Source organism: Nonomuraea sp. SYSU D8015 (genome assembly GCF_008065375.1).
Classification (GTDB): Bacteria; Actinomycetota; Actinomycetes; order Streptosporangiales; family Streptosporangiaceae; genus Nonomuraea.
In genome coordinates, this window is sequence record NZ_VJYI01000026.1 from 41,997 (window position 1) to 68,283 (window position 26,287).

Annotated in this window: 21 protein-coding genes and 1 pseudogene; 5 read left to right on the forward strand and 17 right to left on the reverse strand. The window is 66.4% G+C overall.

What is annotated here, in order from left to right; all coding sequences use genetic code 11:
• Window positions 1-69: 69 nt before the first annotated feature.
• Window positions 70-597 (reverse strand): nuclear transport factor 2 family protein, encoded by a 528-nt coding sequence (locus ID574_RS49610; protein ID WP_188196065.1) that lies wholly within the window; start codon window positions 595-597, stop codon window positions 70-72.
• 321 nt (window positions 598-918) lie between these two features.
• On the opposite strand from ID574_RS49610, the gene ID574_RS49615 reads away from it, so the two are divergent.
• A complete protein-coding gene (locus ID574_RS49615; protein ID WP_188196066.1) occupies window positions 919-1,812 on the forward strand; it encodes a LysR family transcriptional regulator in 894 nt (297 codons plus the stop codon).
• A 213-nt stretch (window positions 1,813-2,025) separates the two neighbouring features.
• Here ID574_RS49615 and ID574_RS49620 read toward each other — a convergent pair whose 3' ends face one another.
• The 4 genes from ID574_RS49620 to ID574_RS49635 form a co-directional block, all read right to left on the reverse strand.
• Window positions 2,026-2,940, reverse strand: a complete 915-nt coding sequence (locus ID574_RS49620; RefSeq protein WP_188196067.1) for an SDR family NAD(P)-dependent oxidoreductase — start codon at window positions 2,938-2,940, stop codon at window positions 2,026-2,028.
• 992 nt (window positions 2,941-3,932) lie between these two features.
• Window positions 3,933-4,781: a thiopeptide-type bacteriocin biosynthesis protein gene (locus ID574_RS49625; RefSeq protein WP_188196068.1), complete on the reverse strand. Its 849-nt coding sequence runs from the start codon at window positions 4,779-4,781 to the stop codon at window positions 3,933-3,935.
• 1 nt (window position 4,782) lies between these two features.
• Window positions 4,783-7,407, reverse strand: coding sequence for a lantibiotic dehydratase (locus tag ID574_RS49630; RefSeq protein ID WP_188196069.1), 2,625 nt, complete (start codon window positions 7,405-7,407; stop codon window positions 4,783-4,785).
• A 522-nt stretch (window positions 7,408-7,929) separates the two neighbouring features.
• Window positions 7,930-8,160 carry a hypothetical protein gene (locus ID574_RS49635; RefSeq protein WP_188196070.1) on the reverse strand — a complete coding sequence of 77 codons (231 nt, stop codon included), beginning with the start codon at window positions 8,158-8,160 and terminating at the stop codon, window positions 7,930-7,932.
• 278 nt (window positions 8,161-8,438) lie between these two features.
• Here ID574_RS49635 and ID574_RS49640 point away from each other — a divergent pair, with 278 nt between their 5' ends.
• Together ID574_RS49640 and ID574_RS49645 are read left to right on the forward strand one after the other, a co-directional pair.
• A complete protein-coding gene (locus tag ID574_RS49640; protein WP_188196071.1) occupies window positions 8,439-8,597 on the forward strand; it encodes a hypothetical protein in 159 nt (52 codons plus the stop codon).
• Window positions 8,598-8,731: 134 nt separating this feature from the next.
• Entirely contained in the window at window positions 8,732-8,977 is a 246-nt protein-coding gene (locus tag ID574_RS49645) for a hypothetical protein (RefSeq protein WP_188196072.1), read from the forward strand.
• 421 nt (window positions 8,978-9,398) lie between these two features.
• On the opposite strand, the pseudogene ID574_RS63175 reads toward ID574_RS49645, so the two are convergent.
• A pseudogene (locus tag ID574_RS63175) lies at window positions 9,399-10,539 on the reverse strand (IS3 family transposase).
• Window positions 10,540-11,312: 773 nt separating this feature from the next.
• Between ID574_RS63175 and ID574_RS49665 the strand changes: the two are divergent.
• Window positions 11,313-11,564, forward strand: a complete 252-nt coding sequence (locus ID574_RS49665) for a cysteine hydrolase family protein (RefSeq protein ID WP_188196076.1) — start codon at window positions 11,313-11,315, stop codon at window positions 11,562-11,564.
• Window positions 11,565-11,592: 28 nt separating this feature from the next.
• Here the strand turns inward: ID574_RS49665 and ID574_RS49670 are convergent, their stop codons facing one another.
• A complete protein-coding gene (locus ID574_RS49670; RefSeq protein WP_188196077.1) occupies window positions 11,593-12,510 on the reverse strand; it encodes a class I SAM-dependent methyltransferase in 918 nt (305 codons plus the stop codon).
• A 140-nt stretch (window positions 12,511-12,650) separates the two neighbouring features.
• Between ID574_RS49670 and ID574_RS49675 the strand changes: the two genes are divergently transcribed.
• Window positions 12,651-13,970, forward strand: a complete 1,320-nt coding sequence (locus tag ID574_RS49675; protein WP_188196078.1) for a glycosyltransferase family 2 protein — start codon at window positions 12,651-12,653, stop codon at window positions 13,968-13,970.
• On the opposite strand, the gene ID574_RS49680 is transcribed toward ID574_RS49675, so the two are convergent.
• From ID574_RS49680 to ID574_RS49720, 10 genes are all read right to left on the reverse strand, one after another.
• Complete coding sequence (locus ID574_RS49680; RefSeq protein ID WP_188196079.1) at window positions 13,924-15,729, reverse strand: AfsR/SARP family transcriptional regulator; 1,806 nt, start codon at window positions 15,727-15,729, stop codon at window positions 13,924-13,926. The genes ID574_RS49675 and ID574_RS49680 overlap by 47 nt on opposite strands.
• A 65-nt stretch (window positions 15,730-15,794) precedes the next feature.
• Window positions 15,795-16,583, reverse strand: coding sequence for an ABC transporter permease (locus ID574_RS49685; RefSeq protein ID WP_223167886.1), 789 nt, complete (start codon window positions 16,581-16,583; stop codon window positions 15,795-15,797).
• Between the two features lies 1 nt (window position 16,584).
• Window positions 16,585-17,367 (reverse strand): ABC transporter permease, encoded by a 783-nt coding sequence (locus tag ID574_RS49690; protein ID WP_188196081.1) that lies wholly within the window; start codon window positions 17,365-17,367, stop codon window positions 16,585-16,587.
• Window positions 17,364-18,062 (reverse strand): AAA family ATPase, encoded by a 699-nt coding sequence (locus tag ID574_RS49695; protein ID WP_262496156.1) that lies wholly within the window; start codon window positions 18,060-18,062, stop codon window positions 17,364-17,366. Before ID574_RS49695 ends, ID574_RS49690 begins: the two co-directional genes overlap by 4 nt.
• A gap of 2 nt (window positions 18,063-18,064) precedes the next feature.
• Entirely contained in the window at window positions 18,065-18,361 is a 297-nt protein-coding gene (locus tag ID574_RS62095; RefSeq protein ID WP_262496157.1) for an ATP-binding cassette domain-containing protein, read from the reverse strand.
• The gene (locus ID574_RS49700) at window positions 18,352-19,656 is read right to left on the reverse strand and encodes a glycosyltransferase family 2 protein (RefSeq protein ID WP_188196082.1); all 1,305 of its coding nucleotides are present in this window, start codon (window positions 19,654-19,656) and stop codon (window positions 18,352-18,354) included. Before ID574_RS49700 ends, ID574_RS62095 begins: the two co-directional genes overlap by 10 nt.
• A 276-nt stretch (window positions 19,657-19,932) precedes the next feature.
• The gene (locus ID574_RS49705) at window positions 19,933-21,792 is read right to left on the reverse strand and encodes a TOMM precursor leader peptide-binding protein (protein ID WP_188196083.1); all 1,860 of its coding nucleotides are present in this window, start codon (window positions 21,790-21,792) and stop codon (window positions 19,933-19,935) included.
• A complete protein-coding gene (locus ID574_RS49710; RefSeq protein WP_188196084.1) occupies window positions 21,789-23,399 on the reverse strand; it encodes a TOMM precursor leader peptide-binding protein in 1,611 nt (536 codons plus the stop codon). Before ID574_RS49710 ends, ID574_RS49705 begins: the two co-directional genes overlap by 4 nt.
• Window positions 23,400-23,620: 221 nt before the next feature.
• Window positions 23,621-24,805 (reverse strand): nitroreductase family protein, encoded by a 1,185-nt coding sequence (locus tag ID574_RS49715; RefSeq protein ID WP_188196085.1) that lies wholly within the window; start codon window positions 24,803-24,805, stop codon window positions 23,621-23,623.
• Window positions 24,806-24,950: 145 nt separating this feature from the next.
• On the reverse strand, window positions 24,951-26,261 hold the full coding sequence (locus tag ID574_RS49720; protein WP_188196086.1) for a response regulator transcription factor: 1,311 nt from the start codon (window positions 26,259-26,261) through the stop codon (window positions 24,951-24,953).
• Window positions 26,262-26,287: the final 26 nt, after the last annotated feature.

Consider the following 26,287-nt stretch of genomic DNA (forward strand, 5'->3'; position numbering starts at 1 on the left):
GTTGCGGTCGAACTCGGCGACGTCGATGCCTTCCATCCCCAGCCCGATGCCGGATATGACCATGGGATCTCACTCACCGGTCGGCGGAATGTTCCCCCAGTATTCGTGCAACGCGCTGATACGCTCGCCTGTCACTTTGACGATGATCGTCTCCCAGTTCAGGTAACCGGCCGTCGAGGGCGAAGCGCCGCGGGAGTCGTACTCGTACAGGACCCGATCGCCCATGGTGGTGACGCTTCTTCGCCGGCCCTGCACCCTGTTGCCGTTGTCGGCGTGGAACTCGGCCCATGCCGCGATGGCCTGCCGCCCGGCCTCGCCCTCGTGGCGCCCTCGCCACTGGCCTTCGGGGAACCAGAAGGAGAAGCGCGGTGTCAGCATGGCCAGGAACGGGTCCCATTCGCCGGTGCGCCAGCCGTGGTCGAAGCGGTCCATCGCCCGGTCGGCCACGCGCCGCACGCCACCGCCGCCCTCCGCGGAGACCTCCGCCGAGGCGTGCCTCGAAGCGGTCAGTACGGTCGCGCCCGCAAGAGCGCCGGCGGCGACGCCGAACAGCGTCCGTCGGGAATCGGGGTGTTGTGCGGGAGGACGATCGGTCATCAGGAGGTCCCTTCTGTTGATCATGAGACGGGATTAGAGCATGAGCACCCGAAAGATGCTGTAAATGTCAGGCAGGCCCCAAGCATTCGAACCGGCTCCCGTCAACGACCTGTACCAGGACGGTGGCCGCCACCCTGTCGCCGCACTCGCGGAGCAGCCGGCTGAAGCCTGAGGAGCCGCCGGCGGGGAATGGCGCTCCTCGTCATCCTTTCCGTCAGTCAGCGGCTCGTGCCGATGCGATAGTGCTGTGCCGGGTCGCTGTGAGGGAAACAACAAGTCGTTGGGACAGTCCCAGCGAAATGTGGTGCCTAGCGTTGAGACATGATCGATCTGCGGTGTCTGAAGTCCTTCCTCGCGGTGGCGGAGGAGCTCAACATCACCCGGGCCGCGGCCAGGCTCCATTTGACCCAGCAGGCGGTGTCGAACCACATCCAGCAACTGGAACGCTCGCTGCGGGTGGCGCTCCTGGTCCGTACCTCGAGAGGTGTGCTGCTCACCCCCGCCGGGCAGGAATTGGCGGCCGGAGGCAAGGACGTGCTCAGTGACGTGGCCGGACTCGCCGAGCGTGTACGCGCCACCGCCAGGCGAGAGGCCGGAACCATCCGCCTGGCATGTTGTCCGTACGCCACCAACCTCTTCGCGGTCGAGGTGGCCGACGCCTTGGAGGCCTCCACCCCCGGGCTACGCGTCGAGCTCACCAGCGTCCCCACCCCTCGCCGGGAACTGGACCTCCTCCAAGCCGGACAGGCCCACGCCGCCTTCATGTGGTTGCCGGTGGGCGACGTAGGACTGGATCACGCGGTCATCCGCACCGATCCCCGGGTGGTCCTCCTGCCCGCCGGCCATCCGCTCGCCCACCGCTCCGCCGTCACTCTCGCCGATCTGGCCACCGAACCGGTCATCCGTCCCCAGGTCCTCACCTCCGCCGAGGCCGAGCGGTACTGGTGCGCCGGCCCGGGCCCCGGCAGCCCGCCACCACCGGGCCCGATCGTCGACAGCATCGAGGACTGCCTGCTGCAGGCGGCCCGCGGCCGGGGTATCTGGCTGGCCCCGCAGCCGCTCAGCGCTACACTCCCTGCCGTCGGCGACCTCCGCTGGATCCCCGTCTCCGACGCCGCCCCCTTCGACCTCGCCATCGTCTGGCCTCGTGACGCGTTCAACCCCCTGATCGCCCGCATGATCGCAGAAGTCCGGAAGATCATCGGGTCGGCTTGACCTTCGTGGGCAAGCCCGCTGCGACCAGGTGGGATTCTGGGCCGGCACGATCGACGGCTGCTCGCGACGGCTCGTCGACAAGGGTTGTCCCCTGGTTTTGGACGCCCGCCCGTACGGCATCCCGATGGGGCGTTCATGCCGGCCCTGGACTGGCTGAGCCGTCACTGCCGGCGCGTGACCTTCACCGGTGCGCCGGTCAGCGCGTCACCGGTGTCAGCCGGTGAGGTAGCCGCCGGAGGCGTCGATGTCCGTGCCGAGGACGGCGGTCGCGTCGTCGGACGCCAGCCACATCACCACCCGGGCCATCTCCTGCGGTCGCACGATGCGCTTGATCGGGTAGTCCTGTGCGATCTGCTCGTACGTCACCCCGAACGCCTTCGCCGCCCGCTCCAGCATCGGCGTGTCCACGGCACCCGGAGCCAGCGCATTGATCCGGATGTTCTTGTCCGCGTACTCCAGCGCGGCCACCTTGGTCAGCGACGCCACCGCGTGCTTGCTCGCGTTGTAGGGCGAGATCGTCGCGAAGCCGACCTCGGCCGAGATGGAGGCGGTGTTGACGATGATCCCGGCCCGCTGCCGGAGCATGTGCGGGATCTCGTACTTCATCGCCAGGAACACCCCGGCCGCGTTCGTGCGCCAGACCTGCTCGAAGTCGCTCAGCGTCTGCTCGTGCAGCGGCGCGGCGTTGGGGCTCTCGATGCCGGCGTTGTTGAAGGCGATGTCGACCCGCCCGTACCGGCGTACGCACTCGCCCACGAACGCCCGCACGTCGTCCTCCTCCGACACGTCGGCCCGCATGTACGTGGCCTCCCCGCCGAACCGCCTGATCTCCCGCTCATGCCGCCGGCCGAACTCCTCCCGCCGCCCGCAGAAGAAGACGTGCGCGCCCTGCCTTGCCATCTCGTACGCGGTGGCCTGCCCGATGCCCGACGTCGCCCCGGTGATGAGCACCACCTTGCCGGCGAAGCGCCCGCGGCGGTCGGCCCTGCCCGTGGAAGGGGCGGGTGGGTTCTGCGTGTTGGCCGAGGCGGGCGCGGCGGCGGCCACGGCCCCGGCGGCCAGTGCCACCGCACCCGTGGCGCCGCTCGTGAGGATGGCCCGCCTCGACGGCTGCGGCTGTTCGGTCATGATGTCTCTCCGCTCGGTGGGTCGGAATCGATCATCATGGTCGTCCGCAGGCGGTGCCGCGGTCCAATACCTGCCGTCATAACCGTTCTCTATGGCCGATCTCCCGAGCACACTGTCTGGCGGACAGAAAACGTAGGCACGACAACTCGCGTTCACATCCAATCGCGGTCCTGGGGCATGATCAGGCGTAACGGTGCAGGTCGGGAGTATGCAGGCTGGCGGAAACAACAAAAACGCCTAGTGGGAGACGATCTGGTGGTTAACGCGCGCCTTGCAGTAGGGCGTCCACGGCCAGCGCATCGGTCTCTACAAGAACAGCCTTCGTTGTTCCGTGACCTGCAGTTTCATGGCCGATCCAGCGTCATTTCAGCGCGAGACGAAAACCTGCGTACAGACGAAAGGAGTTCAATGTCATTAGCAAGACGTGCAGCAAGTGCACTACTGGGAGGCTCTCTCGTTTGGGAGGAGCGGCGGTCACCGCGCCGGCGGCGTCAGCAGATCCCTGTTGCGCCCCGTGCTACGGCAGCAGCGGTGTTCATATCGTCGATCACGGCGAGACACCTTATGGCCTGATCTGGGCAAAGGTTCTCAACTGCAGTTACGGAAGAGAAGTCACGGTCGACGTGTCCAACGCCCTGGACCCACTGTGTGAGTACGTGGCCCACGGCAAGATGAAGAACTTTTACACGAAGACCTACCTGTGGTCAGACGTGCGAAAGGCGAAGTTCTGCTGATCCACGCTCGCAGGTAAGCCGGCGTAGGGCCTTTCTGCCGCCTGCACGAAAGGCCCACGCTCCGGCTGTTTTGATCCGATCGGGATCCCAGCACGGCTCGGACAGGAAGAACTGCAGCCACGCTGCGCCGGTGGCATCCGCGCACCCGTCACTGGCTCGGTCCCGGCCAGGTACTCGCTCTCGACGACGCCGCAAAACTTTTGCACGGCCACGGACACACCTCCGGCCGTAGTTGGACCACTTCCTCGATCGGTGACGTCATGCCCACCGCTCTTCCTCGCGCAGTTCCTGGATTGTCCACATCGCCAGGGAGGACACGTACCGCTCGGTGAGCAGATCGATTCCCAGGCGGTTCGCGGCGAGATGCGCGCACGTGGTCATCACCGCGGCTGTCCTGCCATGGTCCGCTTGCAGCGCCTTGCGCAGCCTCACTGTCGTCAGTGACCAGCCAGCCAAGCCGTCGTCACGCATCACCCGATCCGCGTGATCTAGCAACGCGCGCAGGCGCCGACCCAGCGGGATTAGGATGTCGCGCTGCCGCGCGAAGTGCTCGGCGTACTCCTGCGGAGCCTCGACCGGCCCCTGGAGCTGGAGCCCGACGATGAGGTACAGCGCAACGCCCACGGTGACCCGCTGCGTGTCGGTGATCCCCTGCTCGATCATCGCGAGGACGATCCTGCTGGAGTCCACGAAGTGTTCCTCCACCGCTGCCATGGCCGGGTGCCCGTATCGCCGATACTCCCTGCGATACGGGATGAACGAGATGGAGTTGTTCGGCGCCAGGGTGTGTGCGAACTCCATCATCTGCTCCGCGCGGGCCAGCCCAGGGGCTGACTGCTCGTATTCCGCCTGGCTCATGCGATTCGCGGACGGCCATGAGTGAAAGAAGTCGCGGCACCTCTCCTCGATCAAGCGGCGGACCCGGTCGTGGTCGGGTGGCTCGGCCCGCACACGTAACCGCACGTGCGGCCCGGCTTCCCAGTAGCGGAGAAAAAAGAAGCCGGGACCAGCCAGGTCGTCCACGATCTGCCGAACCAATCGGAGAATGAGACGGTCCTGATCACCGTGGTAGAAGATGTGCGCGCTAACCCACTGGTCCTCTCCCATGTCAGCGGTCCCATGCCGAGACGTCCATGAGCATCTCCATCACATGGCCTCCGCCGTAGTTCTCGGACGCGAACATTGGATCCGGCAGTGCTTCCTCGAAGAGGACCGCGTCGTGGGGGAGCCGCAGAAAGTCGGTGAAGACCAGCAGCAGGAAAGGGTTGGCGAAGTCAATGAATAGCGGCTTGTGCTCACCCACTCGGGCCGGGGAACGACTGTTGTAGAGGCTCTTCACGAAACAGGTTTCAGGGATCCCGGAGTCGTGTCGCCATTCGGCCAGCCGTACGAGGTAAGCGGCCTCTCGTTCCCCGGCCCGCGGCGCAGGGATGTCCTGCGGCGCCACTCTCCGGTGCGCGCGGCGCACCACCACGCGCCCCACTCGTGCTCGGGGAACCAAGCTCGAGTGGGGCAGCGCCGACCAGTGCCCGCGCGGCGCGAGGGCAGCGATCGGCACGGGAGCGTCCTCCCCGAATCCCTTCACGAGCAACTGGGCGGCACGTGGCAGGGTCCACGGTGCGCTCAGGCCGAGATGCAGCGGCTTGATCTCCTGGTCGAGGCCCGCCGCCCGCAAGCGCAGGAGTCCACGCGCGTGATCGCGCTCTACCCACAGATCGCGCAGATTGAGCTCGTGGACTCCGGGACGCGCGTCCCCGTGCCACGGATAGACGATCTCGTATGGCACGCATGGCTCCCGGACGTTCAACGAGGTTCCGAGGGATCCTCCGAGCCCGGCGAACAACGGATAGTCGTTGGGGATCACCCAGGGCTCCGCCCGACGATCCATCAAGCCGTCCATCCGGCGGTGGCCCTTGCCGTATCCGATGAAAACGTTGTTGACCACAAACGCCGGTCCCGCGGTCTCCATCAGTGGCTGGCCGTACATCCCCAGCGAGTGCAGCTCGTCCACCCACTGGGGAAACCGGGCAACCGCGACGGCCAGTTCCCCGGGCTCGATGCTGACGACCCCGTCGTCATCGTGCTCGCCCCAAAGCATTCGGGCGGCGTCGTCACGGAGGACGTGAAGTTCGTCCGCGCGGGCTGACCCGCTCTCTCGCCACTTCGCCGTCGAACGCCACAGGCCGCCGATCACCTCGCCCGCCGCAGAGCCGCTGGCGACCTCCTTCATAAGCTCGTGGTAGAAGTCCAGGTAGGGGACCCGATGGTCGGTGGACGACTTTCGAGTCCACCACGTGTCCAGGGCGATCTTCAGATCGAGGCCAGAGCTGAACAACGCGAGCCACCGACGAATGATCTGCAGGTCGTCCAAGACCGGCTGCCAGGCGCTTCGCCCGCACTCGGCCAGCGGCCCCTCGGCCACGGCGGCGTCGAAGGTGGCCAGGCTTTCGCTCGACTCGATCGGTTGTCCCAGATGTCGGGCAAGGCTGGCGAGCGCGTGACTCGCGCCGCTAAGCCGGCTCCGATGCCTGGCTACGTCGTCGATCGGCACATCGTCGCTCAGGTAATCGCTGACAGTCTGGACGAGCGCTCCCTCATGGGCGAACTCCTCGCCGAGCGACTGTAACCATCGCGCCGTCGCTCCCGGCGTGGTGACCTGCCCGCCGGGATGCGGCGTGACCTGTAGCAAGCCGACCTCGACGAGGCGATCGAGAAAGGCGTTGACCTGTGACGGCTCGGAGTTTCCCTTGGCCGCCAGGCGCCCAACGAGCTCGCCGACGGTGACGTCCGCTGCCTCGCTGAGCAGGTCCAGGCAGGCACGGATCGCCGGAGTGCTGCCGATGGTGACCATCGGTTCCTCGGGAGGACGGCCGAGAAAGCGGAGCCGATCGCCGACGACGACCACGCTCGGATTGACTCGTATGATCATGCCGCGCCGGGTGCGCTCGCTCGTCACCAGCGCCACGTGCAGGTCTGCCCGGGTGACATGGCCGAGCTGAAGTAGTCCCCGCGCGCCTCGCAGTCCATCCGCCCTCTGGCGAACCGCGACATCGTCCTCGGTCCACGTGCTTGGCCCGGTCACCATGAACGTGCTGAAAGGACTAGTCTTGGCGGCGGCGCGGGTCAAGTACTTGGCCAAGGCCGCCGCCAGCCGATGCCGGGGGGCGCGGTCAGGGTCCGCCAGCCATTTATCCAGGTCGTCCGCCAGCGCGGCACTGGACTGCACAAGGCCGCGCCGGAAAGCGGGCGTCGACGCGATGTGTCGCAGGCTGGCGGCGCGAGCGCCCGTCTCGGATCTGATCAGCTCATCGAGGTCGAGCTCACCCGCGCGCCACTGCGCGTGCAGGTCCAGCCAGTGCTCCACTCGGTTGGCGAGCTCAAGCCCCAGCGCCTTTCGAGTACTCGGGCTCCACTCGCGCGCGGTGGGTGTTCGCCCCTGGTAGAGGGCTCGACGCAATCCGACGAGGAACGGCTTGGCCGGATCGTCGGCCAAGCCACCGATCACTTCGTACAGACCGTCGCTTAGTTGCTCGCCCTCGGCCTTCAGCCTGCGCCGCAACTCCAGATGTTTCTCCATTGCCTGTCCGACCTCGTGGAAGCGCAACTCGCGGAGGACCTGCGACGATATTCCGGCCAGCCGGATCAATGGTGGGATGTGCACCTCTACCTCGCTAGACAAACACCCGGGATGCAGCACGCGGGCCACCGCGCTCTCGACGGCGGCCGCTGCCACGACTACTCTTCGTCCTCGTCTTCGAGCGGGGAGCGATCGGCCCCGGCGTGTCAACGCACGAGCTGCAACCGGTCGTGCCCGAACAGGGGTAACACTTCTCGGACAAGGAGGCGACCGGGACCAGGCGGCGGTCCAGGGTCAGGGTTCCACCTCCCACCCGCTTACGGTGAGGTCGAACATCGAAGTCGAGGATCTCGGTGGCCGGCATCGAAGCCCTTTCGCCTAACGCATCCACATCGAGGGACGGATTCAGGTCGAAAGTAGGACGAGCCGGTATGTTTGAGGTATGGCAGTGCTACGCCAGGTGGCCGCAGCGCTTGCACCCTGCCCGGCGCCGGACGACCTCCTGATGCGATGACCAGCGCGTAGATCAAAAGTGACGATCGTACCCATCTCCAAGGGCGTGCCGATCCCGGCCCGCTGATGGAAGATCTCGCCCGCGACGATCGCCCAGGCCAGCTCTTCCATGTCCGTCCTGGGCGGGGCCGTCCTCCGGGATGCGCTCCACGCTGCGGGAGCAAGTCAGGCAGGCCGTGAGATGCTGGTCGAAGCGGGGGCCAATCGGAGGATCCCTGCAGCGTACCGGGCCTGTGTCCACCTCACGCCGTGCTCGAAGCAGGCCACATCGAGCCGCTCGAGCAGGTCGCCGTCCTCCTCGCCCGCCGACACGACGGCGATGCTGCGCAGCCGCAGCTCCTCTCCCGCAGAGGGTGCGCAGACGGCACAGCCGTGCACCGGTACGAGCCTAGTCACCAGCTTCACCGGAGCCCTGCCCCGGGACCTGCCGATGACCTTCGGTCGCTGTAACTGGCGTATCCACGGGCTGCCGCGGTTGCGAACCGCTCCCGTACGGCTCGGATACCGGAGCCGGCCATCGCCCGAGACCGAAATCAATCCCTATCCGCACCGTTTCCCTGAGTGTTAAGCGAAAGATAACCGCAGTGGATCAACGGGGGCGGATATTTGTACCGTCATTACATGATTCGTGGCCTGTTTCGGCCACGGACACGCCACGAAAGGAGGACAGGACAATGGCAACCATCGTGTTCGACGTGTCGGACCTTGACCTGGACGAGATCCAGGTGATCGAGGCGCCAACCGTGCTGGAGGCCATGCAGATCGTCACTGCAGGAAGAGGTGGCTGTGGTTGCACCAGCGGCAACTCCGGCCCTCCCCGGTGCCGTGCGTGAGGCAGAGCGCCACGCGCTGCCGAGGGTCAAGCGGACGATAACCGCAGTGGATCAACGCGGGTGGACCTTCGCACCGTCATGACATGATTTGTGCCTGTGTCAGCCACGGACGCGCCACGAGCGGAGGACAGGACATGACCATGGCAACCACCGTGGTCGACGTGTCGGACCGCAATCTGGACGAAATCCAGGTGATCGAGGCGCCAACCGTGCTGGAGGTCATTGAGATGCCGATGCCCGCCGAAGCGGCTGTGGCGGCGACTACATGGGCCCCGGTTGCATCTGCCGGTATCACTCGTGACGTTGAGCGCAACGACTGCCGGGCGGCGGGTCATTCTTGGACGCCGCCCGGCAGCCATGATCCTCTTCCTGGACGCTGACTCTCACGCTTCACCGGGCCTGCTCGAGCAGCATCTCAGCCACCACTATGAAGGGCGGCCCAGGATCGTGGTCGGCCAACGGCTGGAGATGGGCCCTCCTCAATTGGACAGCATCATCCACGGCGAGTCCCCCGACCAGGCCCTCTGCGGCGACGTACGCCTTCCGGAGGAGATCACCAGATTCCCCTGGCGCTCCAAATACCATGGATAATCGCCTGGGCGGCCAACTTTCGGTCCCCCGAGATATGGGGACACGCGGTCGGGAGATTCGACGAGGCGTGCGGCACTCGATGGGGATGCGAGAACCCTGAACTCATCTACCGGATCTCCCTGGTACGAGGACACTATGGGGAGAAACTGTCCCGGGTTCAACGTAAGCACAGGAGTGTCCCGGGTTTGATGGAGTCGCGTTCCTGGATTGTCATGCCACGGTGGGTGCGTTCTCGAACTGTATCGGGGTGAGCATGCCCAGGCTGCTGTGCCGTCGTTGCCGATTGTGCCAGATCTCCAGGTACTCGAAGATCGCGTTGGCCAGCTCGATGCGGGTGTTCCAGCGCTGGCGGTCCAGGAGTTCGACCTGCATCCGGGACCAGAACGACTCCATCATGGCGTTATCGAAGCAGTCCCCGACGCTACCCATCGACGGCAGCAGGCCGGAATCCTTAGCCCGCTGGGTGAAGACCCAGGATCCGAACTGGACCCCGGGTCGGAGTGGATGATCGTTCCGGCCGGCGGCGTGCGGCTGTCGATGGCCATCCCTAAGGCGCTGGTCACCAGGGTGGCGGTCTGGGTCGAGTCGATCGACCAGCCGACCACCCGGCGGGAGTAGGCGTCCAGCACCACGCAGCAGTACACCTTGCCCTCGCGCGTCGGGTGCTCGGTGATGTCGGTGATCCACAGCTGGTCGGGCCCGGTCCGGGTGAAGGCCCGCTCGACCAGGTCGGTGGCAATCTGGTCCGGCTTGGTGCGCCGCCACTTGGGCCGGCCGCTGAGTCCTTCCAGCCCGGCCCGGCGCATGAGCAGCTCCACCGCGCCGTGGCTGACCGGCACCTGGTGGCCCAGGAGCAGTTCAGCGTGCACCCGCCGGGCTCCGTAGGTGCCGCGGGAGTGCTGATGGATCTGCCGGATCAGGTCGGTCAGCCAGGCGTGTCGGATGCTCCGCGGCGAGGGCGGCCGGTCCCGCCAGGCGTAGTAGCCGGACACCGACACGGCCAAGACCCGGCAGGCGACCTCGACCGGGATGCCTTCGCCGGCCATCACGGCGATGGCTTCGAACCGTCTTTTGGGGGTGCCGCCTCGCGGATGAGTTCGATCGCCCGGCGAGTGGCCTGCAGCTCGGTCTCCAACTCGGCGATGCGCCGTTTAGCGGCCGCCAACTCGGCCTTCTCACCGCTGGTCAGGCCCGGCTCCAGCCCGCGGTCAATGCGGTCTTGCCGCCGCCAGGTGTAGATCGTCTGGGTGCTGATGTCCAGATCACGGGCCAGCTCGGTGGCCGTGCGACCTGCTTCGAGCAGGTCCAGCACCTTGCGCCGGAACTCCGGCGGGTAGCCCCGTCGTCCCATGCCACTTTCCTCTCATCAAGTGGCACAAGAATCCAGAAATCCGCCTCCACTCAACCCGGGGCACACCACACCCCCACCTCGACTGGGAGCTCGCCAGTGGCACTCGGCTGCGGAAACCGCGAGACTGCTCGGCCACTACAGAAAGCTGGGTCGGCGAATTCACCAGCCCTGACAGCTGACAATCACAGAGCTACTGGTACCACTCGTGTTGCTCGGGCAGGTGGTGCCCGAACCACCGCGCAGACGAACCCGGGTCCTGTGCTGGCCGCTGATAGGTGAGTTCGAGCCGCGCCTGTCGCCCTCGGAGGAACCAGATGTTCCAACGCCGACAGCCCGGAGGCCGACCTGCTTGGCCTCCGGGCTTGCGAACAGCACTCCTCATTCTGTCTCACAGAGCGTAGGCGCCTGCGGCTTCAGGGGCGCGGCGCCGACACGCACGGCAGTGGGGACACCGAGGCGGAGGTCGTCATCCCGGTGGGGAAGCGGGGGAGAACGCGGTCCTGCGGCTCAAGACCGACGTTCTGATCCCGGGGAAGATCGCCCAGTTCGGGAGCGGGGCGTTTGTCGGCCCCGCGGTGCTCGCTGGGGTGGCTCCTGCCTCCGCGGGCACACGTGGAGAGGCTGCGACTGGTGGTTCCGTGGAGCCCGCCGCCCTTCTGCCGCCGAACGTGAGCAAATACGTGCCGATCGCCGCCGCGTTCGCGGTCGGGCTCTTCCAGGGATAGTTGCTCGGCAAGGTACGTACCCAGGCAAGCTGATCAAGGAGCTGGGCCGTGGCTGACGGAATCGACGCCCTCTACGCCCACGCTGGTTTCGGCGTGGGCGTCCGTCGAGGCCGCAGACCCGCGATCGTCGTCGCGGACCTCACCTACGAATTCACCGACCCTTCTTACCCGTCGGGCGCTGATCTCTCGGAGGCGGTAGAAGCCACCGGCTCCCTGATCAAGGCCGCGTGCGCGGTGGAGATCCCCGTTATCTTCACGACGATCTCGTACACCCCGGCCGAGATGTCCGTCGTGACCTGATTGCAGAACCGGCAGTGATTTCCCATCATCACCGGTCCACGACCAGCCAAGCGCCGTGGTCCTCGAAGGTGGTGCTGTGGCCTCCAAGTCGTTCTCCCAGGTCAGTCAGTTGGCCCACATCGAGGCAGTGGCGATGGCCGAAGTAGGGGTCAGGGGTCTCCTCGATGGGGACGTTGATGATCAGTCGTTGGGCCGTGCGTTGCCACAGCACCTCGGCGGCGCGTGCGGCCGTGTCGCGGTCGAGGTGTTCAAGCAGGTGAATGGCGGTGACGGTGTCGAAGCGAGGCAAGAATTCGGTACGCGGGTCGAACAGGTCGGCCGTCAGGAACTCCACTCCGGAAATACCCTCGCCCTCGGCGTAATGCCTCGCCGCCTGGATGAGGAAGTCGTCGATGTCCAGGCCGACGATCCGGGAGTCCGGATCATCCGTGCTGAGCAGCAGCGGCATGAATCCGTGGCACGTCCCGGCATCCAGAAGTGACTTTCCAAGTCGCAGTTCGCGCACGCGTCGATAGATCTCGCTGAACGGTTGGATGAAGTCCGTGGGATCGATTTCGCTGGGCGACTCGCGCAGGCCTTTCAGGGTGTTGCGGTAGAACCATCGCGAGCAGGTGGACGGGTCGGCATGCACGGAGTAGAGCGTGGTCGCCATGAGCTGGTTGAAGAGTGCGTGAGGTTCCTGGTCCCAGACACCCCACACAGGCAGGTCTTTTCCTAACGCCTGTCGCGTGCTCGCCAGCATCGGGATCAGCGAGTGGCGGATGTGTTTGCCGACATTGTTGTCGATCTCCGACAGGCGAAGATCGTGGACCATCATCAACTCGGCCTCGTTTTCACCCTCTGGCGGGTTCAGCCAGTGAAGTGCGAAAGGTCCCGCTTGGGCTACGGGCTCGTGCGATCGCGTGAGGTGTTCCACGAGTCTGTGGTGGCGGTGGATGGAGAACATGCAGCCCGAGGATAGTGGCGGCGCTCTCCCCGAGCCATGCCTGCCACCCCTCTCTGACCTGGGCATTTAGGTTTGCCCAAGGCTTCTACAAGCCGCGCTGGCCAATCTCGCATCCCAAGGGCGCGAGGAGGCGGTATGCGATGACACGGACCGGGAAACACGATCTGAGCGTTGTTATCCCCACGCACCGTCAGGCCCATTGCCTGGAGCCGGTCCTGGAGTCGCTCGCTCGGCAGAGCTTGCCCAGGGAAGCGTTCGAGGTCGTGGTCGTGGAGGATCCCAGCGAGGTGTCCTACGAGGCGTCCGCCAAGCGGGCGTTGGAGCTTGGGTTCCGCTTCGAGGCACTTCCCGGTCGCGCGGGCCGGAGCGCGACCAGGAACCATGCGGTGAACCTGGCTCGCGGCGACGTGCTACTCTTCCTCGATGGTGACTGCTATGCGGCGCCTGACCTGCTGGAAAAGCATTGGCGCTTCCACAGGGACGCGCCCGGTCCACGGGCGGCGGCGGGCACTCGGCTCGAGATCACCTCGCTGGGGTTCGCTGGACGGCTGGTGCGTGGCGAGGCGATCTCGAAGGAAGAGCGCGACCGAGAGTGCTATGATATAAGGTTTCCTGCCGGGGTGCCGGATGAGGCTGCACGGTTGGCCATGGAGACCCCCTGGCTGTATGCCTACACAAACGTCTCCGTGCCGCGGGCGCTCGTGACCGCGGTGGGATGTTTCGACGAACAGTTCGGCCTCCAATGGGGTCTGGAGGACATCGACCTGTTCTACCGCATCTACGTCCAGATGGGTCGGCTGCCGGACGCGTTCGTCTACGACGAGTCGATGATTTCGTACCATCTGCCGCACTACCGCAACCGGGGATCCGAACTCGGCCAGTTCCGGGGGAATGAGCCATACTTCCGGCGGAAGCATGCGCACTTCGAGGTCGAACCGAGCGTCGATCTGCCCGATCTATCCGCCTACCAGATCCGGCTCTATCGGCAGCGAGTGGCTCAGTTCACCGCTTCCGAGGCTGGTCGCACCGACGAGTCCACGTGGCGTCGCGTGGAAAAATTGCTGTCCACGTGGCCGAATGTCCTGTACGCGGGTCTCGGGACCGCCGACCTTCCGTTGCCCCCAGGGACGATCACAATGGACCACGGCGCACCGCCATCACAGTCGAATGAGCATCTGCTTGGTCTGTTCACGGGCTACCCAGAAGGGGCCTTCGATGTCGTCATCAACGTGGATCTTTGGCGGCTGCTGCACTGGCAGGACCTCTGCACCCATGTGAACGAGGCATTGCGTATCGCCGACGAACTGTTGCTCATCCGCACGGCCCAGCGGATCGAGATCGACGGCGACCCGGTCTCAGACGATCGGGACCTGGAGTATTTCCTGCGTGCGCTGGGGTCACACGTCTCCATCATCACTGATCGCAGCGAGTCGGGCGCACTGCTGATCCGGTGCAGGTGACCGTTCTCGCCGAGTCGAGGTTCCGCGCCAGCTCACCGGCATAGGAGCGGACAAGGTCATGCAAGACGTACCGCCCGGGCACGGACTCGGCGAGCAGTTGCGCGTCGGCCAGTTCGGCGCACAGCCGGGCGACCCGCTCCTTGGGCATGTCTGCCAGGTGGGCCGCGGCATCCAGCCCGATATCCGGTCCTGGATGCTGGCCGAGGATCCGGAACAGGCGCGCCGTCTGCGGGCGCAACGCCTGGTAGGACGCGGAGAAGACCGCGCGGATGTCCGTCGTGAGGTCCTGGGTCGCCAGCGTGTCGAGCTGACGCGGGGCGTCGGTGAGGTCGCGGGCGATCGCGAGCAGAGGGAACTTCGGAGTTGTGGTGGCTCGGGCGGCCGCGATGGCCAACGCCAATGGCAACCCAGCGCAGGCGGCCAGGATCTCCGAAACGGCTCTCGGCTCGTTGGACAGTCGTCCCGCACCGAGCCGAGCGGCCAGCAGTTGCCGCGCCTCATCCTCGTCGAGCACATCCAGCGGCACCGGCCGGGCGCCTTCGGTGACGATCAATCCGGTCAGGGTGCTGCGGCTGGTCACCACTGCCATGCTGCCTGGCCGACTCGGCAGCAACGGCCGCACCTGAGCAGCGTCGCGGGCATTGTCCAGCAGCACAAGCACTCGCCTGCCGGCCAGCTTGCTGCGGTAGCGACCCATCCGGGCTTCAACACTCTCCGGGATCTGCTCAGTGGGAACACCCAGCAACTCCAGCAGGGCTTGGAGGGCTTCCGACGGGCCGAGCACAGGACTCGCCGGATCGAAGCCACGCAGGTCCAGGTAGAGCTGCCCATCGGGAAACGCGTCACGATTCTGATGCGCCCAGCGGACGGCCAGCGTCGTCTTTCCCACCCCACCGGAACCTGACACAGCCACCACAGGAGCTCGTACGGCGAGCAGCCGGTCCAGCGTGTTCATTTCATCGCGACGCCCCACAAATCCGGCCGGGTCAAGGGGCAGGTTTGCCGGAACCTCGGGTGGGAGCGCTCCCACAAGGGGTGTGACGCTACTGTCATCACCGAGCAGCTGGCCATGCAGCCGCTGCAGAGCAGGACCGGGATCACACCCGAGCTGCTCGACCAGCCGTTGCCGCACGTGGGTGTAGTGCACCAATGCGTCAGCCTGCCGACCGGACCGGTACAGGGCGAGCATCAACTGCCCGGCCAGACGCTCGTCCAACGGGTGAGCCGCTGCCGCTGCCGCCAGCTCGGGCAGGAGCTGATCATGGCCGTCGTGGCGCAGCCACAGGTCATTGCGATCGAGGAACGCGGACAAGTGCTGATTGACGAGCGTGTCCCTGACCCCGTTGAGCCAGGCCAGATCCAGGTCCTGGAAAGGCTCGCCACGCCACAGCGCCAACGCCTCGTTCCACTGCGCGATGGACGCCTCCACGTCGTCCGCTGCTCTGGCCCTGGACACCAGCTGCTGAAACCTGTGCATGTCCACCGCTGTTGGCTCGACGTCGAGCACATACCCCCCGCCTGTGCGGACGATGGGGACGGCGCCCAGCAACTGGCGCAGCCGGGAGAGATAGGTGTAGATGGTCTCCCGGGAAGCCCGTGGCGGCGCGCCGTCCCAAAGCCGATCGACCAGATCGTCGACCGTCACTCTCCGACCGACCTCCGCGAGGAGAATCGCCAGCACACCCCGCTGTCTGGCGTGGAGATTGACTGGCCTGCCTCCTATGCGGGCTTCGACACCGCCCAGAACGAGGAACTCCATTCACATTCCCCCCTGCTTCGGGTAGCAAAAGTGAGGCTAGCGAGCGGGGGTATGCCGCCGGTATGTCAGTGCCCTGCGCTCTCGTATCGGCTCACTCCCGCCCTGAACACCAGCCCGCCGATCAGCAAACAAGCCATCGCCACCATGGGTGTCGGCGCGCCCAGCCATCCGTTCGGCCCTCGATCGAAGAGGTAAGCGGCTGGAAAGAACCTTACGAACGCGACCGGCACGATCGTCAAGACCGTCTGCAGATGGGGTCCGTAGACGCTGATCGGATAACGGGCAAGGTCGCCGAGTGCCTGCGTCGCATAAGCCAGGGCGCTCGACGGGCTCAGTAGCCAGAAGGAGGCCGCCCTGGCGGCGAGATTGATCCCCAATCTGACCAGGATGGCGCTCATGAACAGGATGAACGCCCATATGACCGTAAGTCCTGTCCAGTCAGTCTCCACATTGGCCAGGCCCGCGCCCAGCAAGACAACGCCCATCGTGAGGTTGCCGAGTCCGTTCATCCCCACGGCGGAACTCATCAGTTGAAGGACGACAGGCATCGGCCGTACGAGCAGGTAGTCGAGCCCACCACCGTTGATCATCGAAGCCAGGTGCCAGGTGCCCTCGAACAGCAGGGAGCAGACGCCTTCGGCGGTGATCACCATGGCGTAGACGCAGACGACCTCCCACTGCTTCCAGCCGGCCAGCACGGGAAGGTGCGAGAACACGGTGAGCAGGAAGATCAGACCGGCGAGCTGGGTGAGGACGGCCGCGGCGGCCAGCAAGATCGCGCCAGTCCGGTACTCCAGGACGGCTCGTAAGTGCACCCTCAGGCATCGCCTGTACAGCCAGAGCAGCCGCCTCATCTCATCCCCCGTGAACCGTGATCTGCCGCAGCCCACGTGACCAGGCCACGCGCCCGATGAGCCACAAGGCGGCGATCCAGCCGACCTGCAGGCAAAGCAAAAGGACCGCCTCCCCGTCCCTGACCCGCCCGACGAAGATCAGCGCAGGCGTGGAGACCATGCTCGGGAAAGGGGACAGCTGACACAGCGTCTGCAACCAGGCCGGATAGAGCTCGATGGGCACCAGCGATCCGGACAGGACTTCGGCGATCCCGGCCCGGGCCCAGCTGACGCCCTGGTAGTTCTGGGTCCAGAAGCAAGCGACGCCAGTCAGATAGACGATGCCGAACTTGAGCGGCACCACCGCGCACAGGCTGGCGACGAACAGCAACCCCTGCCAGCCGGTCGGCATGGGCACAGGGGCTGCCACGGAGATCATCATCAGGCCGATTGAAGCGACCGCCAGGAGTTCCACGCCCAGGAATCCGAGCGTCTCGGCCCAGCGCGCCAGTTGGAAGTCCACCGGCTTGGTCAGGTCGAGCGCGACCATGCCGGAGAGCACCCGGCCGGCCAGCAGCAGGTCGGTGTACCCCGAGACCAGGGTGTTGGCGGCGAAGGACACCAGCAGGTAGCCCTTCACTTCGTGCCAGGTGAAACCCGGGCTCGCCTCGCTCAGCAACGCCTGCCAGACCGCCAGCATCGCGACGGCCTGCACGACGGTTCCGAGCAGGATGAGCAGGAAGTTCACCCGGTAGACGTGCAGCGACGTCCATGAGTTGCGCGCGAGGCCCGCGTATCCCTTCATCGGAGTTCGTAGTCGCGGGCGTAGATCCTCCGCACGACGTCCTCGATCTTGGGCTCGTCGATCCACATGTCGACGATGTCCGCCTGCGCCGCCACCGCCTTGGTCACCTGGCCTGCCGTGAACAGCAGCCGGTCGAACGTGATCGACGCATGGTGGGATGAGCTGTCCAGGCTCGCTGTGACGCCGGGCAGCGACCGCGCGAGGCCAGGTGGCGCCGCGTCGGCGAGGACGAAGTGAACGGTCCTCTCCGTGGCCAGCAAGTCCTTGATCGTGGCGATGGGTCCGTCGAAGACGATCGAGCCCGCGTCGATGATGACGATCCGCTGGCACAGGTTCTCGATGTCGGCGAGGTCGTGGGTGGTGAGCAGGATAGTCGTCCCCAGCTCGCGCAGCCGCCGCAACATGGCGCGCACCTGGTCCTTCGCGGTGATGTCCAGGCCGATCGTCGGTTCGTCCAGGTAGAGCACGGCCGGATCGTGCAACAGCGCAGCGGCAAGGTCGGCGCGCATCCGCTGCCCGAGCGAGAGTTTGCGTGCCATCACCGGCAGGAGTTCCCCGAGGGCGAGTGAGGCGTCGAAACGGTCGAGTTGGGTGCGGTAGAGCCGCTCGGGTACGCCGTACATGTCGCGCAGCAGTTCCAGGGAGTCGCGCACCGGTAAGTCCCACCACAGCTGCGAGCGCTGCCCGAACAGCACTCCTATCCTGCGCGCGTTGGCGCGCCGCTGCCGGTGTGGCACGCATCCGCCACCCGCACCTCGCCCGCTGTGGGAACGACGATGCCGCTGAGGAGCTTCACGGTCGTCGACTTCCCCGCCCCGTTCGGCCCGCCGTAGGCGACCGCTTCGCCCGCCTCGATGCGCAGATCCACCTCCCTCACCGCGACGTGTTCCTGGTAGCGCGGCCGGATCAGGTGGCGCAGTGAACCGGCGAAGCCGGGAGGCTTGTCCGCGAGGCGGAACACCTTGGTCAGGCCGTACGCCTCGATCAGCGACATTCGCCTGCCGTCTGGATTTGAAGCGCCAGTTGTTCATCCCCGGCCAGCAACTCGGTGCGGAAGTGGTTGCCGAGCCCGCGGGCAAAAAAGACCAGCTTCTCCATCGCGACTTCATGGCTTTCTGGAATATCGGCGATGACCAGGAGCAAGGTCCCCGCCACCCGGACGGACTCGTCCACGAGGTTGTAGAACTCCGACCTGCCCAGATGCTGCCAGACATCGACGTTCACCACGGCGTCGAAGCCGGCGGCCTCCAGCGGCATGGCGGCTCCGAGGAGGTGGAAGTTGGTCGCCGATGGCGGGCGGCTGAAGTCGAACGTCACCGTCTCCCCTCCGATCGGCAGGCTCTCCGTATCGCTGCCCATCCACACCACGCGTGCCGCGCCAAGGGCTTCGAGCCGACTGGTGACCCAGGGCAGCACGGGCGCGATGCGGCCGACGCCGGACTCCGCGATCTCCGCGATCACCTTTTGGTAGTGGGCGAGCACGATCGCGGTCTCAGCGGACGATCTCCATCCTGTGAGTTCCCACACCAGATGCGGATGCTTGCGTTTGACCCGGGACAAGTTCTCCTCATAGTCCTTGTACCAATCACCTATTTGCCGGTAGTGCGGCAGATGATGGCAGAGAGCCGCATGATCGTAGGTGAAGGCCTCTGCATTCCTACTCAGCTCCATGTAAATCCGGTAGAAGAGTTCTGGATCCTCCCATCCCCACGTGGTGCCGAACGCTTCGTCGAAACCGTCGACCGCCACCACCAGGTCTCGTGGGACCGACACGTTGGCTGCCCACGCGATCATCCAAGGCACCTGGAGCGCCATGGGGATCTCGTGATCGCCGCTGGGGAAGCGGGTGTCGTCGCAGAGCAGGTCCACGTCCACAGCCGGCTCGCCGCGCATGATGGCTTCCATTTGCGGCGGTCCCATCTCCAGTCGCCGGCCGACCACGACGCGCGGACCGTTCGAGTGGTGGCCGAGGTGACGCTGCAGAAGTTCCGGTGAGGCGTGGGAATCGGCGTCCAGGAACAGGATGACCCGGCCGCGGGCGCGCGCGATGCCGTGGTTGCGGGCCGCAGACCGGCCTCGCCGTTCAGGGAGCGTGATCAGCTGAAGGTCCAGCGGTTTGCCTGCCTCTTCGGCGGCCTCGTATCCCGGATAGTCGCCGTCCCGGACCACGATCACCTCGAATCGCTCGGGTGCCAGGGTCTGGCGGGTGAGGGATCGGAGCATGATCTCGAGACACTCGGCGTCACGATGGGTTGGAATGATCACACTGAGCTCGATGTCGTTCATCATCTGTCCTCCTATCGCCGGATATCTCGGGTGATAGCCGGGCGCACGTCAGGCCGCCGCCTCCTCCGCAGCCGCCCCTTCCGGCGCGGGCCGCATCGTTCATCTCCAGGGCCGTGGGTGCTCGATCACCCGGATGACGTCCAGACCAAGGTCCGCCACATCGAGCATGGTGATCGCCATGATCTCCCCTCCTTTCCGGGTGTTTGTGATCGACAATTGCGTAATGACGGTATGAACTACGCCTTCGCTGATCCACTGCGGTTATCGTTCGCTTAACACTCAGGGGAAAGGGTGCGGATAGGCGTTGATTTCGGCCTCGGGCAAGGGCTCGCTCCGGTAGCCGAGCCGTACCGGAGCCGTGCGCAACCGTGTAAACGCGCGGGCGCGTCGGTGGCGGTGGCCGAAGGTCATCGGCAGGGTGCCGGGGATGATGACCTTGACGCAGTGGAGGTCGGCGGCGCGGTGCTCGCTTGAGGTTTGATCGACCACCAGCACGTCGAGGCCCTCGGTCAGGTAGCGGTCCACGACCTGGCGGAGGTCGGTGCGTAGATCGTCGGCAGGCTGGTGCAGGGCATCGGGCGGGAAGGCCTCTGCCATGTGCCGCATGTCCGAGCCCGTGAACAGGAACTCGAGTCGCGGCCACGCCAGGGGTGAGGCGTAGGCGACCATGTGGTCTTCCATCGTCCGGACCAGCTCGGGGTCGGCCGCCACCTTCTCCGCACGTTCAGGGTCGCTGCGCAGTTCGTCCGCAGCGTCCCGATAGGCGCTCGCGAGTTCCGACAGTCCTCCGCGCAGCGCCCGGTCGGGGTCCAGGTGGGCTCCCGCGCTGAAGTACGCCTTCGGCACGCCTGGGCGATCTTCCTCGTCGACCAGCGCCACCATCACGGCGGGCAGACCTTCCGGCATCGTGGCGTCGAAGACGTGCAGCCGGCACAAGCTGTCGCTCTCTATCCAGCTCGCCAGCAGGCGGTTGACCGGATCGGCCGAGGTTCGAGGGTCGATCCTGGGCAGCGGAAGTCGGGCGTACCAGGTGATCAGGAATGCGTCTCGCTCGGCGATCTCGAAGATGCCGTACAGGATGGCCTCGGCCAGGCTTCCGCCGAGCGCGCAGCCGTTGGAACACTCGAACACGAAGCGCTCGCCCCCTTCACCGTAGTAGGCGACGTTGGCGGGCACCAAGAGGGGCCCTCCACGTGCGAAGGAGTAGGCGTAGACCCAGCCCAGTTCCAGATCGGACCGGTATCCGGAATCCGCTGGAGGCCAATCAGGCAGTCCCAGCCGCACTGGGTCCAAGGCTCGCTCCGGGCCGAGTTCGTCGAACGAAGCGTGGACGCTGACCTTGCGGGCGCGCGGGTTCAGTCCCCCCATCCTCTCCAGGGCTTCCGCTATCGCGACCACCGCACTGGCGGTGTGGCTCGGGGATCTCCCGTATCCGTCGGCCGCTGACAAGAATCCCGGACGGCCGGCGAGCGCCTGCGCTATCGCCATGGGGCCGGCCTCGCCGGACGGCACTCTCGGGATCACCCCATATTTGGAGTCGACATAGACGTCCATGAGCCGTTCACGTTCGGCGATCAGATCGCGGACCCGGTAGGAGGTCGGCGACAGCTTGGGGGAGGGGGCGAGGTCGAGCATGCCGTCGGCGGGCGTGTTGTCCGGAAATATCCCGCAATCTGGGCACAACGGGTCTGGGAGGAAGCGGCGTCGCCGTACCGCGAGAGTGCGGGTGTCCAGTTCCATCACCGCCTGAGAGGTACGCGGGGCGGCGCCGTCGCGCAGCGCGGCGCATTCACCGGCGACAAGGGCGGCGACGGCCTCCAGCGTCGCGGCGGTCAACGGCGGCGGAGTCGGGCGGAGCGCGCCGGACGACACCGCCCCGAACAGGTCGCGCTCGCCTTCGGGGGCGGCGGCAAGAGCGGTTTCCTCTCGACGTCGGCGGCAGGTGTCGCAGCCTGGTTTCCCCGGGGCCACGAGCGGACCGATCGTGACCTGTCCGAGAGCGGCGCGGACCACGAGCACCGGCAGGCCGCGGCGGGCCGCGGCTATGGCGATGTCTTCCGCGGTGGGGTCGTCCGCGATCAGGATCTCCAACGACTCATCGGCTTGGATGGCCTGGCTCAGCAGCCGATCTACAGTCATCGGGCTCTCCTCCGGCCGGGCGTGACTGCGACCGCTGCCAGGAACGGCAGCACGTCGGTGATTTCCTGACATCTGTCGATTGGTGTCACCTGAACCTGATGGCCGCCCTCGGCTAGGCGCTGCAGCAGGGGGCCCAGGTGGGTTTCCCAGTCCTTGTCTCCCAGGTCCTGCGGGATCGCCAGCGCGGAGATCGGATGGCCGACGACCTTGGCGACGGCGCTTTCCACTCCGGCTTCCAGGGCCGCGGACGCTGTCAACGCGCAACTGCGGACCAGGTGCTCTCCTCCCGCAGCACGTACGGCGACCTCCGCTATCGGTCCGGCACGCAGCCAGACCTCGAGCGGTGTTCCGAGCAGCTCGGCGAAATCCAGGAGAGTGTCCGGCTCGACCTTTCGCCAGTCTTGTTCCTCGTGGCGCTCCAGCGACAGCCGTACGAGATGGCGCAGTAGAGCCCGTCCGACCGCCTCGTTCCAGGTGAACCCGGCTGCGACCTCGATCGGCTCGTCACACGGCGGCAGGCAGCGGCGCGCAGCGAGTTCGAGCCCTCCGATCAGGGCCCGTTGACGTGCCCGCGCCCGGTCCCGGGCAACCGCGACGGCGACGAGCGGACCGGACGGCTGGGCAGCCGGGTCGGCCATCGTCGCAGCCACAGCGGCCAGCGGGACCTGCGTTCGGTCGTCCTCGCCCACGTCGAGCAGGGGTCCGAACCGGCGGTCCAGGAGGTTCGCCGCGCGCCGGGTGAGTTCCTCCGCCGTCACAGCGGGGCGGGCCGCCAGGTGAGATATCCGGTCCGCCACCGGCGGCAGCTCGGGAGGTGCGCAGGTTTGGCAGGACGGATGGGGATACAGCCGCTGCTCTTTCGCTGTCGCGGTCGCCAGGTCGATCACTGTGATCCGGGCGGCGGTTCCCTCGGTGTCGACGATGTGCCGGAAGTAGCCCATCGCGAGCGTGGCGGCGATCATGCTGGTCAGCGGTCCCGACAGGTAGGTCTCGGTCGCGTCCGGCCGGTCGGAGAGGTCCAGTGCGACCCAATCGGCATGATCGGGGGATATCGCACCACGGCCCCGGCGTATGGCGCATTCGATGCAACCTGACAACCCGATCCAGGCCGCGCCCGCGATCGGCAGAGCGTGCAGCGACGGGATGCCGGCAGAACGGGCCGCCCGGGCGATGATCGCCGCTCTGCCCAGCATCGGCCTGTCGCTGCAGTGGAGGACGGCGTCGTAGCCGGCGAAGCTCTGCGGATCAGAGCCAGGATCGGGCTCCGACACCATGGTCAACTGCTGAGCGGGATCGGCAAGGGCCGTCTTGTAGAGATCCGTCTCGGTAGGGACCTCTGAGGTGGTCCAGGCGGTGGGGTGTCGTACGCCGATCCGAAGGATGCTCCGGACCAAGGCCGTCATGGTGTCGCCCGCCCCAATGAGGAGGACCTTGCCGAGGCGGAAGCGCTCGAAGAGATGTCCTCCTGAGCCGCTCACTCCCTCGGAGAACGCGATCTCCTGTGCGTAGTGGCGCACTTCCCATGGCTCCAGGTCATGTGGCAGCTCAGCGGCCGCGTCGCGGGCCAGGCCATGGCGGAGCAGTTCTTGCATGAGCTGGGTCACCACCTGGGCGGGTCGCGGCGGTAGCCCTGCCACGAGTTCGGCGACGCTCCGCGTCCCGTCCAGGAGGGGTGCCAGGCGCCCCAGCAGCGAGTGCAGGCCACGGCCCTGCAAGCGCAGAGTCTGTGTATGTGTACGCAGGTAGAGCCCGTCCTCCACGGGCACGTACCAGCAGTCGTCGCGCAGTCTTGGTCTCGGACTCGTCATGAGTTCTCCTGAAGAATTGGTCACCGAAGCTCCAGTTCCAAGACTTCTGGGCTGGCGCCAGCCGTACCGAAAACGACCTGGACCAACGTGTTGTGGCCGGACGGCATGGCCAGAAGGGCATCCACGTCGGCGGCGTCGAAGCCCAGGAGCGGCCTCGCCCCGAGGCCGACGGGGCGCGCGGCCAAGCAGAGGCGCTGGACGATCACACCGGCCAGGAGGTGGAGCACCCGGTGCCAGCGGGTGGTCGCGCTCTTCGACGGGCCTGCCACGAAGACGTGCACCGCGCCGATGGGGGTGAGCTCCATCGGGGCGTACATGGCCACGGCCAGCCGCTCGGGTGCGTCCGCGGTGCCGCATGGCAGCAGCGTGTTGGTCGCCGGGTCATAGCGATAGGCGCCGGGCTCGAGCCCGGTCACTCTGTTGACTACGCAGTAGAGCGATAGTGCGGGCTCCTCGCCCGTCGCGGCCATGACATCCGATGGGATGTCCGCGGCGGCCTGTGCCAGCAGCGCGGCAAGCTGGTCTGGCCGGATGGGGCAAGGTTGGAAGGCGATCGCCGAGCGCCGGTGAATTGCCTCGGCTGCCACATCGATCGGGGGCGCGTCGGGCAGGGCGATCGACGTCTGCGTGCGCACCACGGGCTGGGCCGGTGCGTGGGAACCCGAGTGCTTGGCGATTCCCGCCATCTGGTGCAGTCGCCGTACCTCTGGATCCGCGAGGTCTGCCAGCTCCTGATCGGCGTGGAGGGGATCGATTTGACGGGGCCTCGCCCATCCGCGGTTCTCGATCCATCGGATCCAGTCGCGTCCGTCGGGCGGCTCGGAAACGATGGCGTAGACAGAGATGACACCGGAATCCAGTGCGAGTGCGCTGTCGATCGCATCCTGGTCGAAGAAGAAGTTCACCGTGTCGTTGCCGGTGTCCAGGGCCAAGAGCTGGCCGGCGAGCACACCTATGTCCAGGCAGCCCAACCGGTAGCCCAGGGGCCCGTACTTCGCTGAGTTCTTCCATACCCGGCACGCGAGCAGGTAGCTGGGTTTCCCGCCGGGCAAGGGCGCTGCCCCGGCCACTTCCACCAGCTCGTGGTGGATGGCGTTGTAGTAATACAGCCCGGCGGGCAGGTCCGCTGAGCCGTGCCAGCTCACGTACAGCTCGCTGGGATGGTAGGCGCCACCGGACGGGACCGCCCGGAACAGATGGGTCACGCCCGTGGAGTGCGCTCCGATGAGCTGCCGATAATGGGTTCTGTTCGGCGCGCAACCGAGCAGGATCTGACCGAGCGCGGCCGGGCCATCCGGTCGGGAAGGCCATGGCAGCCGGATTCTGCGTCCACCGGCGTATGGCTGCGTACTAGGCCAGCTCATGAGGACCTCCGATCCACCAGATCGATTCACGCTGCAGCGGACCGGGGTGGGCAAGCAGCCCGGGCATCCGTCCGGCGAGCAAGCCAAGCTGGGACGCATAGGAGCAAACGGCGCGGCGCTTGGCACTCCACTCGCGCCCATCGAGCCGGAGCCGCTGCTCCACTCCTGTCGCATGGGCCGGCGCCGCCTCCGGCAGGTCCGCATAGAAGCCGAATCTGCGCTCCCGCCCCGAGCGCAGGAGCTGCCACGTGACATCACGCACCCGGTGATAGCCGGGATCGTCCGTCAGGCCCGCCGGAGCGATCACCGCCGTCGCAGCTGGCAGGCCGGTGAGGAATTCCCCTAGCGTGTCAAGGTCATCGCCCTCCTGGTGAGGCAGATGGATCGTGTCCGCATTCAGTACGGCACAGGCCGCGACATCCTCACCGGCCCGCACACGAACCGCTTCAGCAGCGCTGGTAAACCCACACATCTGGTCCCGATCCGTCGGCGGCATCCGCTCTTCCGGCATCCCGCCATACACGGTGACGACGGCGACCGTACCGGCGTACCGGTGGATCAGCCCGGCCGCCCACACCACCGCGTCAGCGAACCGCGGAGAGATCACCACCAGGCGCCAGCAAGCCTCGGGTTCCGTTTCGTCCTGACTCGGGGGGACCATGCGATAGCCGACACCCCTGACCGCCTCCACCCGCACGGCATCCTTGATCTTCGCGCGCAGCGTGGCGACGTGGACGTCCAACGTGCGCGAGCCGTTGCCGTTCAGCGTCGGCCAGACCTCGGAGACGAACTCCTCCCGCTTGACCACAGCTCCCGGCCTGCGCGCCAGGATGGCCAGCACCTCGAATTCCTTGCGCGTGAGTTCCACCAGGTCCGCGCCCACGGACGCCTGGTGCCGACCGATGTCAACGCGCAACGGTCCGACATCGACGATCTCCGGCGTGGGCCGTCGGATCCGGCGCAGCACGGCCTCCAGGCGAGCATGAAGCTCGGCGAAGCTGAACGGCTTGGTGAGGTAGTCGTCCGCGCCATTGCGCAACGCCCTGACCCGGTCCTCCTCGCTGCCGTGCGCCGACAGCATCACGATTCCCACGGCGCTCGACTTGCGCAGCTCCCGGCACACGTTGAACCCATCGCCGTCCGCGTGCGGGTCCATGACGACCAAGTCCCATCCGGCACTCATGGAAGCGGCGGCCGTGGTCTGGACGTGCCACACCTGGAACCCAGCCCGCCGAAGCGCACTGCTCAACGCCACAGCGAGCCGGGTGTCCTTGTCGATGAGCAGTAACCTCCGCAACCGCCTACTCCTCCCGTTCAAGCCGA

Bases quoted from the DNA above. Each gene is read 5' to 3' on its own strand.
- ID574_RS49640 (WP_188196071.1), top strand. From the start codon at position 8,439: ATGGCAACCATCGTGTTCGACGTGTCGGACCTTGACCTGGACGAGATC.
- ID574_RS49620 (WP_188196067.1), bottom strand. From the start codon at position 2,940: ATGACCGAACAGCCGCAGCCGTCGAGGCGGGCCATCCTCACGAGCGGC.
- ID574_RS49705 (WP_188196083.1), bottom strand. From the start codon at position 21,792: ATGACTGTAGATCGGCTGCTGAGCCAGGCCATCCAAGCCGATGAGTCG.
- ID574_RS49645 (WP_188196072.1), top strand. From the start codon at position 8,732: ATGACCATGGCAACCACCGTGGTCGACGTGTCGGACCGCAATCTGGAC.
- ID574_RS49675 (WP_188196078.1), top strand. From the start codon at position 12,651: ATGACACGGACCGGGAAACACGATCTGAGCGTTGTTATCCCCACGCAC.
- ID574_RS49700 (WP_188196082.1), bottom strand. From the start codon at position 19,656: ATGATGAACGACATCGAGCTCAGTGTGATCATTCCAACCCATCGTGAC.
- ID574_RS49670 (WP_188196077.1), bottom strand. From the start codon at position 12,510: ATGTTCTCCATCCACCGCCACCACAGACTCGTGGAACACCTCACGCGA.
- ID574_RS49610 (WP_188196065.1), bottom strand. From the start codon at position 597: ATGACCGATCGTCCTCCCGCACAACACCCCGATTCCCGACGGACGCTG.
- ID574_RS62095 (WP_262496157.1), bottom strand. From the start codon at position 18,361: ATGTCGCTGATCGAGGCGTACGGCCTGACCAAGGTGTTCCGCCTCGCG.
- ID574_RS49690 (WP_188196081.1), bottom strand. From the start codon at position 17,367: ATGAAGGGATACGCGGGCCTCGCGCGCAACTCATGGACGTCGCTGCAC.
- ID574_RS49615 (WP_188196066.1), top strand. From the start codon at position 919: ATGATCGATCTGCGGTGTCTGAAGTCCTTCCTCGCGGTGGCGGAGGAG.
- ID574_RS49680 (WP_188196079.1), bottom strand. From the start codon at position 15,729: ATGGAGTTCCTCGTTCTGGGCGGTGTCGAAGCCCGCATAGGAGGCAGG.
- ID574_RS49625 (WP_188196068.1), bottom strand. From the start codon at position 4,781: ATGGGAGAGGACCAGTGGGTTAGCGCGCACATCTTCTACCACGGTGAT.
- ID574_RS49685 (WP_223167886.1), bottom strand. From the start codon at position 16,583: ATGAGGCGGCTGCTCTGGCTGTACAGGCGATGCCTGAGGGTGCACTTA.